Origin of the sequence: Streptomyces sp. NPDC046759, from assembly GCF_040645475.1 — a bacterium.
In the GTDB taxonomy this organism is placed as follows: domain Bacteria; phylum Actinomycetota; class Actinomycetes; order Streptomycetales; family Streptomycetaceae; genus Streptomyces.
In genome coordinates this window covers 63,301-76,577 of the sequence record NZ_JBEYYJ010000036.1, presented here as the reverse complement: position 1 = coordinate 76,577, position 13,277 = coordinate 63,301, and the positions used below count along the sequence as shown (strand labels likewise).

General features: G+C 72.4%; 13 protein-coding genes. 1 reads left to right on the top strand and 12 read right to left on the bottom strand.

Annotated features, from left to right (window positions below):
- Window positions 1-7 precede the first annotated feature (7 nt).
- The 5 genes from ABZ919_RS35660 to ABZ919_RS35640 form a co-directional block, all read right to left on the bottom strand.
- Window positions 8-697: a TetR/AcrR family transcriptional regulator gene (locus ABZ919_RS35660; RefSeq protein WP_361256475.1), complete on the bottom strand. Its 690-nt coding sequence runs from the start codon at window positions 695-697 to the stop codon at window positions 8-10.
- A 36-nt stretch (window positions 698-733) separates the two neighbouring features.
- On the bottom strand, window positions 734-1,792 hold the full coding sequence (locus ABZ919_RS35655) for a PDR/VanB family oxidoreductase (RefSeq protein ID WP_361256472.1): 1,059 nt from the start codon (window positions 1,790-1,792) through the stop codon (window positions 734-736).
- Window positions 1,792-2,670, bottom strand: coding sequence for a metal-dependent hydrolase (locus ABZ919_RS35650; protein WP_361256469.1), 879 nt, complete (start codon window positions 2,668-2,670; stop codon window positions 1,792-1,794). Before ABZ919_RS35650 ends, ABZ919_RS35655 begins: the two co-directional genes overlap by 1 nt.
- Before the next feature lie 73 nt (window positions 2,671-2,743).
- Window positions 2,744-4,666: a hypothetical protein gene (locus tag ABZ919_RS35645; RefSeq protein WP_361256466.1), complete on the bottom strand. Its 1,923-nt coding sequence runs from the start codon at window positions 4,664-4,666 to the stop codon at window positions 2,744-2,746.
- A 50-nt stretch (window positions 4,667-4,716) separates the two neighbouring features.
- Entirely contained in the window at window positions 4,717-5,277 is a 561-nt protein-coding gene (locus tag ABZ919_RS35640; RefSeq protein ID WP_361256463.1) for a tetratricopeptide repeat protein, read from the bottom strand.
- 65 nt (window positions 5,278-5,342) lie between these two features.
- On the opposite strand from ABZ919_RS35640, the gene ABZ919_RS35635 reads away from it, so the two are divergent.
- Complete coding sequence (locus ABZ919_RS35635) at window positions 5,343-5,735, top strand: hypothetical protein (protein ID WP_361256460.1); 393 nt, start codon at window positions 5,343-5,345, stop codon at window positions 5,733-5,735.
- Window positions 5,736-5,840: 105 nt separating this feature from the next.
- Here the strand turns inward: ABZ919_RS35635 and ABZ919_RS35630 are convergent, their stop codons facing one another.
- From ABZ919_RS35630 to glnII, 7 genes are all read right to left on the bottom strand, one after another.
- Window positions 5,841-7,376, bottom strand: a complete 1,536-nt coding sequence (locus tag ABZ919_RS35630) for a DUF1996 domain-containing protein (protein ID WP_361256457.1) — start codon at window positions 7,374-7,376, stop codon at window positions 5,841-5,843.
- Between the two features lie 136 nt (window positions 7,377-7,512).
- Window positions 7,513-8,166, bottom strand: coding sequence for a response regulator transcription factor (locus ABZ919_RS35625; protein ID WP_361256454.1), 654 nt, complete (start codon window positions 8,164-8,166; stop codon window positions 7,513-7,515).
- Window positions 8,151-9,413: a sensor domain-containing protein gene (locus ABZ919_RS35620; protein WP_361256451.1), complete on the bottom strand. Its 1,263-nt coding sequence runs from the start codon at window positions 9,411-9,413 to the stop codon at window positions 8,151-8,153. Before ABZ919_RS35620 ends, ABZ919_RS35625 begins: the two co-directional genes overlap by 16 nt.
- Window positions 9,414-9,444: 31 nt before the next feature.
- The gene (locus ABZ919_RS35615) at window positions 9,445-10,509 is read right to left on the bottom strand and encodes an NAD-dependent epimerase/dehydratase family protein (RefSeq protein WP_361256448.1); all 1,065 of its coding nucleotides are present in this window, start codon (window positions 10,507-10,509) and stop codon (window positions 9,445-9,447) included.
- Between the two features lie 77 nt (window positions 10,510-10,586).
- The gene (locus ABZ919_RS35610) at window positions 10,587-11,156 is read right to left on the bottom strand and encodes a winged helix-turn-helix domain-containing protein (protein WP_361256445.1); all 570 of its coding nucleotides are present in this window, start codon (window positions 11,154-11,156) and stop codon (window positions 10,587-10,589) included.
- A gap of 645 nt (window positions 11,157-11,801) precedes the next feature.
- Complete coding sequence (locus tag ABZ919_RS35605) at window positions 11,802-12,185, bottom strand: hypothetical protein (RefSeq protein ID WP_361256442.1); 384 nt, start codon at window positions 12,183-12,185, stop codon at window positions 11,802-11,804.
- A 32-nt stretch (window positions 12,186-12,217) separates the two neighbouring features.
- On the bottom strand, window positions 12,218-13,249 hold the full coding sequence (glnII, locus tag ABZ919_RS35600; RefSeq protein WP_361256439.1) for a glutamine synthetase: 1,032 nt from the start codon (window positions 13,247-13,249) through the stop codon (window positions 12,218-12,220).
- Window positions 13,250-13,277 lie beyond the last annotated feature (28 nt).

The following is a 13,277-nucleotide window of genomic DNA, read 5'->3' as shown; positions in this document are numbered from 1 at the left end:
ACGGGGGTCAGGACCCCAGGGTGATCAGCCGGCCGACGAGCTCCGCGAAGGGGCCGTCGGCCGGCTCGTCCTTGACCATGGTGCGCAGCAGGCCGGCCATGTCCGTGTCGTAGGCGGCGCTGACCGCGGCCAGCGCGGCGAAATCGTGCACGAGCTGCAGCTGCAGCTCGGCGCGCGGGACACGGCGGCCGTCCAGCCAGAGCAGAGCGGTGGACTCGGCGAGCGAGATCCAGGAGCGGACGACCAGCTCCAGGCGCGGGGACGCCTCCGTGACGCCCAGATGCGACAGCATCTGGTCATAGGCGGCCTGCCGCACGGAGTCGATGAGCGCGTTCGTCGTCGAGGAACCCACGGCGGGACCGCCGCGCATCAGCGCCGAGAAGCCGGGGCCGTGCTGGTCCACGAAATCGAAGTAGCGGTCCATCACCCGCAGCAGCCGGGTGCCGAGCGGACCCTCGTGCGGCTCGGCGAACCGGTTCGCCAGATCCTCCGCGGCGCGCTTCAACGCAGCCTCGTACAGGCTGAGTTTGCCGGGGAAGTAGTGGTACACGAGCGGGCGTGAGATGCCCGCCGCCGACGCTATCTCGTCGATGGAGACCTCGTCGGGCGAGCGTCGGCTGAACAGGTCGAGCGCGACGCCGATCAGCTGCTGCCGCCGCTCCTCGACGCCCATCCTGCGGCGAACCCCGGTACTCATGGGCACACCTTACCGATCGGATTCGGCCGCGGGCGTTCACATGTCGAGCACCAAACGATCGCTTCTGGCCCGCGAGACGCAGATCAGCATCGAGTCGGCGCGCTCCTCGTCCGTCAGCAGCTCGTCCCGGTGGTCGATCTCCCCTTCCAGCACCCGCTGTTGACAGGTGCCGCAGAACCCCTGCTCGCAGGAGTAGGCGGTGTCCGGCAGCTCCCGGCGTACGGCGGCCAGCACGGTGGAGTCGGCTGGTACGGTCAACGTCCGTGCGCTGCGCCTCAGTTCGAGCTCGAAGTCCGCGTTGCCCTCGGACGACGCGCGTGGCGCGAACCGTTCGAGGCGGACGTCCGGGAAACGTGCCGCGACGGCTGTCATGAGTCCCTCGGGGCCGCAACAGTAGACGGCGGCTCCCTCGCACACCTCGAGCGCGTCGAGATCCGGCCTGCCCTCCACGATGGTCACCCTCCCCCGGGCCCGGCCTCGCCCGCCCGGGGGGACCCCCATGCGGCCCAGCTTCTCGACCTCCTCCAGGAACGGCATCGAGGCCCTGCCGCGCCCCGCGTACAGCAACTGCCAATCGGCGTTCTCCGGAAGCGCCCGCAACATCGCCAGCAGCGGGGTGATCCCGATCCCCCCGGCGACGAAGACGTACGACGGCGCATCGATCAGCGGAAAACGGTTCCGAGGCCCCCGTACCTGAAGTTCCATGCCCTCCGTCACCTGCTCGTGCACCTCGCGCGAGCCGCCCCGCCCGTGCTCGACCAGCCGGGTCGCGACGGTGTACGAGGAGGTGTCCTCGGGATCGCCGCACAACGAGTACTGCCGCACGAGTCCCGACGGCAGAACGAGATCGAGATGTGCGCCGGGCTCCCAGCGCGGCAAGTCCTTCCCCTCCAGCCGGAGTTGGACGACCCCGTCAGCCACCGTCTCGTGCGAGGTCACCGACAGCCGCAGGGCCCGCGAGCGCGGCCGGCCCGAGGTGGGCTCCTCCAGCGCGGGCATCGGCCACAGCGGTGAGGCCTGGACCCGGCGGCGCAGGGCCCGCCGGGTCAGCAGGGCGGCGCCCGCGACGAGCACGACCGTACGCAGCTTCGGCATCAGGCGGCCCTCTTCTCCGCCGCCGTGGCCGCGGGGGAGGAGGCCAGATACGCGACGGCCTGCTCGGTGTCGCCCTCCTGCGAGGGGTGGTAGTCGCGGCTCAGATAGCGGGGGATGGACCTGAGCATGTCCCCGGTCTCCGGGAGCAGGCCGCGCCGGCCGCGGACGTAGAAGTCCTTGATGGAGGCCTTGCCGTCGATGAGGGTCGGGTCGTTCTCCATGAAGAAGCGGGCCCCACGCTGCCACAGGAACACCAGCGCGGAGAAGGCCGTGGCCCAGGTCCGCACCCGCCGGCCGTAGCCGCCGTCGACGTGCATGAACAGCTCGAAGGCGACGGACCGGTGCTCGACCTCCTCGGCGCCGTGCCAGCGCAGCAGGTCCAGCATGGTCGGGTCGGCGCCGCGCCGGTCCAGTTCCCCGGCGTTGAGCACCCAGTTGCCGAGGAACGCGGTGTAGTGCTCGATGGCCGCGATGAGCGCGACCCGCTCCATCAGCCACCACCGGCGCGCCCTGCCCGGCGGCAGCGTCCGGTCGCCGAGCAGCTTCTCGAAGAACCAGTCGACCTGCGCGGTGTACGGCGTCGGGTCGAGCCCCTGCTCACGCAGGTGCGGCAGCACCTCGTCATGGGCCTGGGAGTGCGTGGCCTCCTGGCCGATGAACCCGATCACGTCCTCGCGCAGCCGCTCGTCGCGGATGTACGGCAGTACCTGCTTGTACACGTGCACGAACCACCGCTCACCGGCGGGCAGCAGCAGGTGCAGCACATTGATGGTGTGCGTGGTGAACGGGTCTCCCGGCACCCAGTGCAGCGGCGTGCCGTCCCAGGAGAAGGACACCTTGCGTGCCTTGAGCGGCACCCGGGCCTGCGTGTTAGACATGGCGTCAATGTACTGATGGGTAGCCCGCCTGAGAACCCCCGGGCCGCACCTTGTTTACGCCGGTGTCAACAACCTAGTGCAGACCGCTGACCGTCCGCCCGTCCTGCAGAGTGCCCTTCAGGTCGGCCCGCGCGCCCCGCTTGGCCCGGGCCACCAGCAGCGGCCCCTGCCCGGACGCGGTGACCCCGCCCGTCGCGCGGATCGACGCCGTGTCCTCGTCACCCGCCGCCAGCAGATACCAGTGCCCGGCCGAGGACTTCCACAGCACCCCGGCGAGCGCGTGGGGGTCACGCGGACCACAGGACCGTGCGTCGGTGCCCTTGGCGACCACCGCCGAGGCCGACCGGCCCGGCAGGCCGAACAGGGCCAGCGCACCCGTGCCGTCGCCACGCCAGGTCTCGGCCCTGGCGCACACCCACGAGGCGGACCCGCTGCCGTCGGGCAACGGCTGGTCGGCGAACGTCCATGCGTTGACGCTGCGCACCCCGCCGGAGCGCTCCGCCGCCAGCGAGCAGGCGAAAGACGCCCAGGCGTGCAGCCCCTCACTGCCGGACGCCTCGCCGACCGAGCCCGGCCGGCCGGCGGTGAGGTGAGCCGGCACCAACTCGCCCAGGTCCGAGGCGAGTTCGGTCCCCGGGGAACCGGTCAGCTGCAGCACGGTCCAGGACGTGCACCTGCCGGGCTGCAGCACGGAGCCGGCCAGCGGAGCGGTGACGCCGTCGGTCACCTTCAGCGGGGTCGCGGCCGAGTCCGGCTTCGTCAGGTCCCGCGAGGCCGCCTTCGTCACCCAGGGCGCGGTCAGGTACCGCACGTTGCCGTCGGAGCGGCCCAGCACCAGCGCGCTCGCCTCGGTGCCGGTCGCGCCGTCGACCCGGGCGAGGTCGAGGGCCGCGCCCTGGGTTCCGTCGGCCGGCTCGGCGTAGCGGACGATGCGCAGGCCGTCGTAGAGGATCACCACGCGGGCGTTGTCGACCCGGCCCGCGTACAGCAGCTGGGGCGGGCCGGCGGGGCCGCCGGTCTCCGTGCCCGGGGTCGCCGAGACGTGGACCGTCGGGCCGGGACGGGCCCATACGGCGAGGGCGCGGCGCAGCAGGGCCGAGTCCTCGGTGAGCGTGCCGCGCGCGGGCCACACCGAGAAGTCGGAGCGTGCGGCGGACCGCCAGTCCGTGGGGGTGACCCGGACCAGCCGGGCCGGGTCCAGGGCGGCCTCGGCGGCCGGGTTCTCCGCGTACACGGGCGCGGCGGCACCGTCCGGGCCCCAGCCGCCGCCGGGCAGGGCGACCAGCGCCCCGCACACCGCGAGCGCCGCCGCGGCGGCGAGGGCGGCCTTGGTGTGCTGGCGGCGGCGCATCAGGTCGGTGGGCCGGGCCTGGAGCAGACAGGGGTCGAACTCGGGGGAGGAGAGCAGCGCGGGCTGCGTCGGGACGCCGTTCGCCGAGGCCAGCGCATCCCCCGCGTCCGCCACCCCGGCGGCTGTCAGGAGCGCCCGGATCTCGGGGTCGGACAACTTCTCCAGACCGCGCAGCACATAGGCGGCGCGGGCCGGGCCGGGCAGGGCGGACAGCCGTTGGTCCAGGGCGAGCTCGTCGGCGCCGCCCGACCGCGGGAACAGCCTCAGGCCCCACACCTGGGGCAGCAGCGGCGGCAGCTGGGAGAGCCGTGGCAGGCCCTTGTGGGGCCGGGCCGCCTCCAGGGCCGCGCGCAGCACGCGCTCGCGCAGGAAGGCGTATCCGGGGTCGCCCTCCTCGGCCGAGGCCTGCGCCGGGATCGCGGGCTGCCCGCCGCGGCGGCCTGTGGGCAGGGCGCGCTGGGCGAGGGCGTGTGCGGTCAGCACCCGGCGGCTGCGGCCGAGGTCCGGCGGCAGCACCAGGTAGGCGATCCTGACCAGCCGGGAATAGTGCTCGACGAGCACGGCCTCGGCCTGCTCGACGTCCACCGGTCCGGCGCTCTGGGCGGAGGCGGTTGCGTGACGCTGGGCTACATCCTGTGACTGCACGCCGTGGAGAACGAGCGAGCCGGTGGGAGGTCACCCCGGACGAGTGGTCCTCAGTCCTCGGGCTCCACCAGCAGCCGGGCGTAGTTGGCCATCGACCGCTGGTAGCGGGGCAGATGGGGGGCCAGGGCACCGAGGACCAGCGACAGGCCCTCGCGGTCCCGGCCGAGACTGGACAGGCACAGCGCCAGACAGGCCCGCACCGCGTCGTCCAACTCGTCCGACGGAGCGTCCAGTTCTGACGTGAGGAGCTTGACGCCCTCCTCCGCCTCGCCGATGTTCCGCAGCGAGCTGGACAGCTGGATCTTGGCCCGGCGGCCCTTGTACTGGCTGACCCCGCCCAGACCGCGCGCCAGCGCCTCCCGGTACAGCGGCACCGCCTTGTCCGAGTGTCCGGTCGAGTCCCAGGCGCAGGCCTGCTCGAAGGCGCCCAGCGGGCTGTCGTCCGGCAGCTCGGCGACCAGCGAGTCGATCAGCGCGCGGAACTCGTGCGCGCGTTCTTCCGGATAGTCGTCGAAGGTGGCCCAGGCGGCGGCCACACGGTCTTCCCAGTTCTGGTTCACCGGGTCACCCTCGCACACGCGCTCCGGCAGCGTCACGGCGATTTTGAGCATCCGGTGGCCGGGAGCCGTATCCGAAGGAGCTGAGGCATGCTCGGCCCACAGGACCGGAGGAACAGATGAGGGTGACACGACTGCTGCCGGCCGCCGCGGCCGTACTGGCGCTGGCGGGCTGCGGTTCGGGCGGGGAGACCAAGTCGGTCCCGCCCGCCGCGACCGGCAGCCTGGAGAGCCTGGCCGCCGAGGTGAAGTGCAAGCCGAACATGCAGACCGACGCCGACGAGATCCGGCAGGCCATCTGCACGAACGGCGACGGGAAGTTCATCCTCGCGACCTTCGCCACCGACCGCGGCCAGCGCGAGTGGATCAACGACGCGAAGGACTACGGCGGGTACTACCTCGTCGGCCGCAAGTGGGTCGCCGTCGGCGACGACGGGGTCGTCAAGGCGCTGCGCGGCACCCTCGGCGGGGACGTGGAGATCGGTGTCGACCACCACGCGCACCACGGCTGAGACGGCCGCACGCACGGCGAAGGCCGGTGACGGGAGGGGGGTCCGTCACCGGCCTCGTTCATGGCCCGGCGCTCAGGGCCGGGGCGCACGGCCCGGGTCAGCCGCTCATGCGCAGTTCTGGCCGCGGTTGATGCAGTTGGCGATCCGGTTCGCCAGGCCGCCGGTCGTGACGCTGATGAAGTCGTCGTGGTCGGTGGCCGGCTTGTGCAACTGCTCCGGGAAGCCGTCCACCGCGTAGGCGTTCTTCACCTGGCCGTTCTGGATCGTCGGCGGGGTGATGTTGTACACCAGACGCATCGTCAGCTGCGGGATGGCCTTGAAGCCGTTCGGGCAGACACCGCTCGCCGGGTCGGCGAAGGCGACGTGCGTGCGGTGGTTGGCGCTGTCGATGTTCTGCCCGTCCCAGCAGCTCTGGAAGGCGAACGTGCGCACCACCTTGCTGCCCTGCGGGCAGATCGGGTACTGCTGCGTCAGCTGGACCTTGTTCTCGAAGCCGGTGCAGCTCCAGTGCGCGTTGGCGTTGGCCAGACCGTTGGTGGTGGTCTTGGCGTCACCGGTGATGATGCGCAGGAACTGCGGCATCGCGACGACCTTGGCGGCTGGGCTGCCCACGTACTTGATCTGGGCCTGCACCGGGGTCAGGATCTTGCCGACGTTGCCTTCCTTGCCGCCGCCGTCGGCGTTCTGGTCGAAGTCCTGGCTGCCGTCCTGGACGCGGACCACCGGCCAGTAGTACGCCGACAGGTCGTTCCTGTTCTGGCAGCTGGTGCCGCCCTGCAGGAACGTCTGGTTGCTGGAGAAGGCGTTGACCTTCTGGTTGCCCACGTAGTCGTGCAGGTGGTGCGCGCCGTTGGTCACACCGGGCGCCACGATCACGTTGTCCGTGTTGTGGTTCTTGTTGGCGTTGACACCGCAGCGCGTGGTGAACGTGCCCGTCGAGGCGTTGCCGGTCGTGGCCGGCTTGCCCTGGACGTTCGGGGCGACCTTCGTGATGTCGACGAAGTCCGCCGCGACCGGGCCGTTGCCGGCCTGCCCGCCGATGTTCTGCGCCTGCCCCGCGCTCGCGCTCGCACTGGGAGCGGCCGTGTTGCCGTTGTTGTTCTGCTGGCCGCCGTTCTGCTGCTGGCCGGTGTTGTTCCCCCCACCACCGGACGTCGTCTGATCGGCGGTCTGCGTCGTACAGGCGGCGAGCTGCTTGAGCGCGTTGTCGAAGGAGCCGCCGACGCGCTGGATGTCGATCCGGATCCGGTCGATCGTCGCCGACCGCTTGTCCTTGAGGGGACCGACGATCGAGTTCTGCACGAAGCTCGGATCCTTGGACTGCGCGTCGCGCGTGGAGGCCAGCCGGTTGTAGGCCTCGGTGATCTGCCGGTCGAGGTTGCCCAGCTCCGTCGCCACGCCCTGGCGGGCCCGCCAGGGCACGTTCGTCAGCTTCTGGCCGACGTCCGGGCAGGAGATCGTCGCGACCTGCGCCGTCGCGGCCTTCGTCTGGTTGCCCCCCCACGACTGGTTGTTCGACTCATGCGCAGAGGCGTAGAAGTTCGCCCAGATCAGCCCGCCCCCACCGAGCGCTAGGGCCGCCGATGCGGCTATCGCCTTGGCGGCCAGCGGCGTACGGCGTTTTCGTGTGTTGCGTCCCATGGAACTCCTCTGACTTCCTTGCGGGGCAGCATCGAGGCGCCCGACAGGAGTGAAGCGGCGCCCTTCCATACGGACGCCGCCCCAGAGGTGTTCACCGGTCTCACAAATTCCTCGCAGAAACAGGGGAGTTGGCTGGTCAGCGATCCCGGTCCAGATAGGCGAGGACCGCCAGCACCCGCCGGTTGTCGTCGTCCGAGACCTCCAGGCCCAGTTTGGTGAAGATGTTGGAGGTGTGCTTGGCGATGGCCCGTTCCGTCACCACCAGCTGGGCCGCGATGCCCACGTTCGACCGGCCCTGCGCCATCAGCTCCAGCACCTCCAGCTCGCGCGGGGTGAGGCCGGCGAGCGGCCGGTCGTCGCCGGTCCGCCGGGCCAGCAGCTGCCGGATCACCTGCGGGTCCATCGCCGTACCGCCCGCCGCGACCCGGCGCACGGCGTCCACGAACTGCTCGGCGTCGAAGACCCGGTCCTTCAGCAGATAGCCGATCCCGCCGTTGCCGTCCGCGAGCAGCTCGCGCGCGTACAGCTGCTCCACGTGCTGGGAGAGCACCAGCACCGGCAGCCCGGGCCGGGCCTCGCGGGCCGCGAGCGCGCACTGCAGGCCCTCGTCGGTGTGGGTGGGCGGCAGACGCACGTCGACCACGGCCACGTCCGGCTCCAGCTCGGCCAGCGCCCGCGCGAGTTCGGGGCCGGACTCGACGGCGGCCGCGACCTCGAAACCGAAGGCCTCCAGCATCCGCACCAGCCCGTCGCGCAGCAGGAAGAGGTCTTCGGCTAGGACAACGCGCACGGAATCTCCATGGTCACCAGAGTGGGGCCGCCCACGGGGCTGCTGACGGCGAGGACGCCGTCGAATGTACCGAGCCTGCGCTCGACACCGGCAAGACCCGACCCGGCGCCGATCGCCGCGCCGCCCCTGCCGTTGTCGGTGACCGTGATCCGCAGTCGGCCGTCGGTGTGGTGCAGGTCCGCCCAGACCCGGTCGGCGCCGGAGTGCTTGGCGGCGTTGGTGAGCACCTCGCTGACCGCGAAGTAGGCCGCGGACTCGACCGGGGCGTCCGCCCGGCCGGGCAGCTCCACGGTCACCTCCGTGGGCAGCGGCAGCCGCAGCGCCAACGCCCGTACGGCGTCGCCCAGTCCGCGTTCGGCGAGGACCGGCGGATGGATGCCGCGCACCAGGTCGCGCAGCTCCTCCAGGGCCTCGGCGGAGTTCCGGCGGGCCTGGGCGAGCAGCTGCCTGGCCCGGGCCGGGTCCCGCTCCACCAGCATCTCGATGGTGCCGAGGTCCATGCCCATGGCGACCAGCCGGGCCTGCGCCCCGTCGTGCAGGTCCCGCTCGATGCGGCGCAGTTCGGCGGCGGAGGTGTCCACGGCGTCCCGCCGGGTCTCGGTCAGCACCCTCACGCGCTCGGCGAGTTCCGCGTCGCCGCCGAGCACGGACCGGGTGAGCCGGAAGTGCACGGTCAGCGCCCGGGGGGTGTACCGGAAGGCGGCGACCAGGAGCACGGCGGCCACCACGGCGGCGGCCAGCGCGGTCAGCGGGCCGTCGACCGGCACGAAGAGATACCAGTACGGCCCGTCCTCCACCCGCCACATCCCCGCTGCCACCGCGAACCCCTCGAGCGGGTAGAACACCAGCACGGCCGGCAGCAGCGCGGTGAAGAAGCCCGCGGTGAAGTCCACGGGCAGCCACAGCACGTCCCGCCGCACCTGCGGGTCCCGGAGCAGGGCGAAGGTGCGCGTCCACGGGTTGCCGCTCGCGGGCAGCGGCCGGTACACCGACGGAATCCGCACTCCGCACCACTCCGCCGCGAGCCTCCTGCGGGTGTCCGCCAGCGCCCGTACGCCGGTCAGGATCGCCGGAGTCGTGAAGAGCCCGACCCCGAGCGGGACGAGTACGAGGGAGACGAGGGTCAGGACGAGGAAGGCCACTGCGCAGGGCAGCACCACGACGGCCAGCACCAGCCCCTGCACGGCGGCCAGCAGCGCCTCCCGGGCCTTCGCGCGGAAGCCGTCGCTCTTCGTGTCGGTGTTCATGCCGTCAGTCTTGCCGACGGCCGTGCACACGTCAGTCGTCCGAGGTGGCCTCTTCGGGGGTGGTGCCAGGTACACCCCCGCCCCCCGCCAGCACCCTCGCCTCCACCTCGGGATCGACGCCCGGCGGCGTCCGGTCCGGGCGCAGCGGCGCCGTCCCGCCGGTCTCCGTCAGCAGGCGCCAGGTGTCCGCGACGGTCTCCGCGGGCGGCCGGCACACCAGACCGGTGGCCAACGCCCGTGACACGTCGGTGCGGTGGATGCAGCCGTACAGCTCGCTGTCCGGCGGCACCCACACCGGCAGTTCGGTCCACGGCTCGATCCCGGCGGCCAGGATCACCTCCGGGTCGGTCCAGCGCAGTTCGGCGTCCGCGCCGGTGACCCGGACGCACAGGTCCAGCAGCTCGCCCATGGTGCTGTGGCCCGGCGGCCCGACCAGGTCGTACGGACCGCTCAACCGCTGTTCCAGCGCGCCGAGGAGCCAGCCGGCCAGGTCGCGGGCGTCGATGAACTGCACCGGCAGACCGCGTGGTCCGGGCGCCAGCACCGGGCCGCCACGGGCGATCCGGGTCAGCCACCAGGGCAGGCGGCCCACGTTCTCGTGCGGGCCGAGGATCAGCCCGGCCCGCACCAGCAGCGACCTTGCTTCACCGAAGGCCTCGACGGCGGCCAGCTCGCCTCCCCGCTTGTCTCGCGCGTAGTCGCTCGGCCCGGCGTCGGCGGCGCCCTCCACCAGCGCTCCCGCCTCGGCGCCTCCGCCGAGGGCCGGCCAGGGCCAGGCGTACACGGACCGGCTGGAGACGTAGGCGTACCGCGCGGCGCGGTCCCGCAGCAGCCGGGCCGCCGCGAGCACGGCACGGGGCTCGCCCGACCAGGTGTCGATCACGGCGTCCCAGGTGCCGGTGCCGGTGCCGGTGCCGGCGGCGGCGAGCGCGGCCAGGCCGTCCGGCGCGGTGCGGTCGCCGTGCAACGACCGCACCCCGGACGGGGGCCGGTGCCGCCCCCGGTGGAAGACGGTCACCTCCCAGCCGCGCCCCTGCGCCGCCTCGACGACTGCCCGCCCCACGAACTCCGTACCGCCCAGCACCAGAAGTCTCATACCGGTGATCGTGCCCGGTCCGGGCGCGCGGTGGTACGGGTCTCTGCCGAGGGCAGAGCCGGCTTCCCGACGTCCGGTCAGCGCCCGGTCGGCGGGGTGTACTTGTAGCCGACCCGGCGCACCGTCTGGATGGTCCGGCGGTGCTCGGCGCCCAGCTTGCGGCGCAGCCGGGCGATGTGCACGTCGACGGTCCGGCCGTCGCCGACATGGCCGTAGCCCCACACCGTGGTGACCAGCTGGTCGCGGGTGTGCACCCGGTGCGGATGGGCCACCAGGTGCGCCAGCAGCTCGAACTCCAGGTAGGTCAGGTCGAGTTCGCGCCCGTCGACGTTGGCGACGCGCTGCACGGGGTCGATGCTCACCAGTGACTCGCCGCCGCCCGCCTCGGCGGCCGTCTCCGGCTCGTCCGGCACCGCGACCGGCAGGAACGGCGGGTGCTGGTCCGCCGGGACCAGCACCAGATAGCCGACCATCGGCGGCCGGCCGGGGAGGGTGGGCAGGGTGTGCGGCGGCGCGGGCAGCCAGGTGGCGCCCGGCGGCAGGAAGTCCGCGACGTCGACCACCTCGTCCCGGTCGACGGCACGCAGCCGGTGCCGGGCCGGGGCGGTGAGGGCGGGGACGGAGGAGGCAGAACGAGTGGTCGCCATGAGAGGTCAGCTCTTTCGCGCGAGAGGTTCGTCGGTCGAGGCGACGGCCGCGACTCGTGGTCGGGGCGCGCCGGGGGGACGTACGTCGTTCCGCGCTGGCCGAAGGCCGGGAGTTACGGCTTTAGAGGGCCCGCGCGTTCCTCGCGCGGCAACACACCCGGTCGAAGTCGTGGTGCTGACGGGAAGGCCAGAAGGGCTCGAGGTCATGGCGACCCGTCGCGGTGCACTTCTGGAAGCTGGCCATGGAGCCATTGAAGCAGACGCGGGCGCCGGACAGGAGCCTCCTCTCACTGCGTGGACGCTTCCTTGGTGTGAAGTTGACGTGGCACGACTCCCGTACGACGCAGGGCAGCGGACAGTCCGGGTGAGGGCCGTCCTCCAAGAACACGTCGAGGAGACCCGCCGGTGGGACTCGGCGGCCTCGCGCAACGGGTCCACGGCGAACCGGGGGAGCGGGCCGATCGCGGTCGGCGCGGGCGGTGCCGCGGGCACGCCGGAAACCGGACCGGGAGCCCTGCCCCACCAGCCACCGGCTACTGGGCGAGCGGCTCCACCGTGTCCCCGGTCCGGCCGCGACGCGCCACACGGCCAGTGCCGCCGGGCCCCGGCCGCCGACCGTGCGGTCCTTGTCCGGCAGGGGCTCGGTCAGCGGCAGCAACGGCCGGGCACCGGAGGCGAGTTCACCGCGTTGGCGCACCGCTCCGAAGCCGCCCCGGTGAGTTGGCGGCCGACGAAGGCGAGCGCGGGCCCCGGATCGCCGGTCACCCGGTGGTACGCAGGTGCGGCGGACGGCGATCCCGCCGAGCCGGCGACTCCGGTCGCCGACACGCGCAGTGCCTCCGTGCTCACGGCACCGGCGGCCGGGCCGAGCACGTTGACACCGTCGTACCGGTCCGCATGCGCCCGTACCGGGGCGGCGAGTTCGGCCAGCACCTCCGCGGCCGCCTCGGGACACCCCGCCGGCACCCCGACCAGCCGCGGGGAACACGACGCGACCGGCCGACGGCACGCGAAGGGGGCACCCACCATGACGGTGGGCGCCCCTTTCGGCATCGGACGGATCAGACCTGGCCGGCCTTCTCCAGTGCGGCGCAGCAGGTGTCCACCAGCAGGCGGGTCACCACGTACGGGTCGACGTTGGCGTTCGGGCGGCGGTCCTCGATGTAGCCCTTGCCGTCCTTCTCGACCTGCCAGGGGATGCGGACGGAGGCCCCGCGGTCGGAGACGCCGTAGGAGTACTTGTCCCAGGGCGCGGTCTCGTGCAGGCCCGTCAGACGCTCGTCGATGCCGGCGCCGTAGTTCTTCACGTGGTCCAGCGGCTTGGAGCCCTCGCCCAGCGACTCGCAGGCGGTGATGATGGCGTCGTAGCCCTCGCGCATGGCCTTGGTGGAGAAGTTGGTGTGCGCGCCCGCGCCGTTCCAGTCGCCCTTGACCGGCTTCGGGTCCAGGGTCGCGGAGATGCCGAAGTCCTCGGCGGTGCGGTACAGCAGCCAGCGGGCCACCCACAGCTGGTCGGAGACCTCCAGCGGGGCGAGCGGGCCGACCTGGAACTCCCACTGGCCGGGCATGACCTCGGCGTTGATGCCGGAGATGCCGAGACCGGCCTTCAGGCAGTTGTCCAGGTGGGCCTCGACGACCTCACGGCCGAAGATCTCGTCGGCGCCGACACCGCAGTAGTAGCCGCCCTGCGGGGCCGGGAAGCCGTTCTCGGGGAAGCCGAGCGGGCGGGAGCCGTCGAAGAAGGTGTACTCCTGCTCGATGCCGAAGATCGGCTCCTGCGCGGCGAACCGCTCGGCGACCTCGGCGAGCGCGGCCCGCGTGTTGGACCGGTGCGGGGTCATGTCGATGTCGAGGACCTCGCACAGCACCAGGATGTCGTCACCGCCGCGGATCGGGTCGGGGCAGGTGAAGACCGGCTTGAGCACGCGGTCCGAGGCGTGGCCCTCGGCCTGGTTGGTGGAGGAGCCGTCGAAGCCCCAGATCGGCAGCGCCTCGAGGCCGGCCGGAGCACCCGTGATGATCTTCGTCTTCGAACGGAGCTTGGCCGTCGGCGCGGTGCCGTCGATCCAGATGTACTCAGCCTTGAAGGTCACGGGGCCACATCCTTCGGGGTGGGTCGGG

Excerpts from the sequence above, each read along its gene's own strand:
- ABZ919_RS35660 (WP_361256475.1), bottom strand. The coding sequence starts at position 697 with ATGAGTACCGGGGTTCGCCGCAGGATGGGCGTCGAGGAGCGGCGGCAG.
- ABZ919_RS35655 (WP_361256472.1), bottom strand. The coding sequence starts at position 1,792 with ATGCCGAAGCTGCGTACGGTCGTGCTCGTCGCGGGCGCCGCCCTGCTG.
- ABZ919_RS35650 (WP_361256469.1), bottom strand. The coding sequence starts at position 2,670 with ATGTCTAACACGCAGGCCCGGGTGCCGCTCAAGGCACGCAAGGTGTCC.
- ABZ919_RS35640 (WP_361256463.1), bottom strand. The coding sequence starts at position 5,277 with ATGCTCAAAATCGCCGTGACGCTGCCGGAGCGCGTGTGCGAGGGTGAC.
- ABZ919_RS35635 (WP_361256460.1), top strand. The coding sequence starts at position 5,343 with ATGAGGGTGACACGACTGCTGCCGGCCGCCGCGGCCGTACTGGCGCTG.
- ABZ919_RS35630 (WP_361256457.1), bottom strand. The coding sequence starts at position 7,376 with ATGGGACGCAACACACGAAAACGCCGTACGCCGCTGGCCGCCAAGGCG.
- ABZ919_RS35620 (WP_361256451.1), bottom strand. The coding sequence starts at position 9,413 with ATGAACACCGACACGAAGAGCGACGGCTTCCGCGCGAAGGCCCGGGAG.
- ABZ919_RS35615 (WP_361256448.1), bottom strand. The coding sequence starts at position 10,509 with ATGAGACTTCTGGTGCTGGGCGGTACGGAGTTCGTGGGGCGGGCAGTC.
- ABZ919_RS35610 (WP_361256445.1), bottom strand. The coding sequence starts at position 11,156 with ATGGCGACCACTCGTTCTGCCTCCTCCGTCCCCGCCCTCACCGCCCCG.
- ABZ919_RS35605 (WP_361256442.1), bottom strand. The coding sequence starts at position 12,185 with ATGGTGGGTGCCCCCTTCGCGTGCCGTCGGCCGGTCGCGTCGTGTTCC.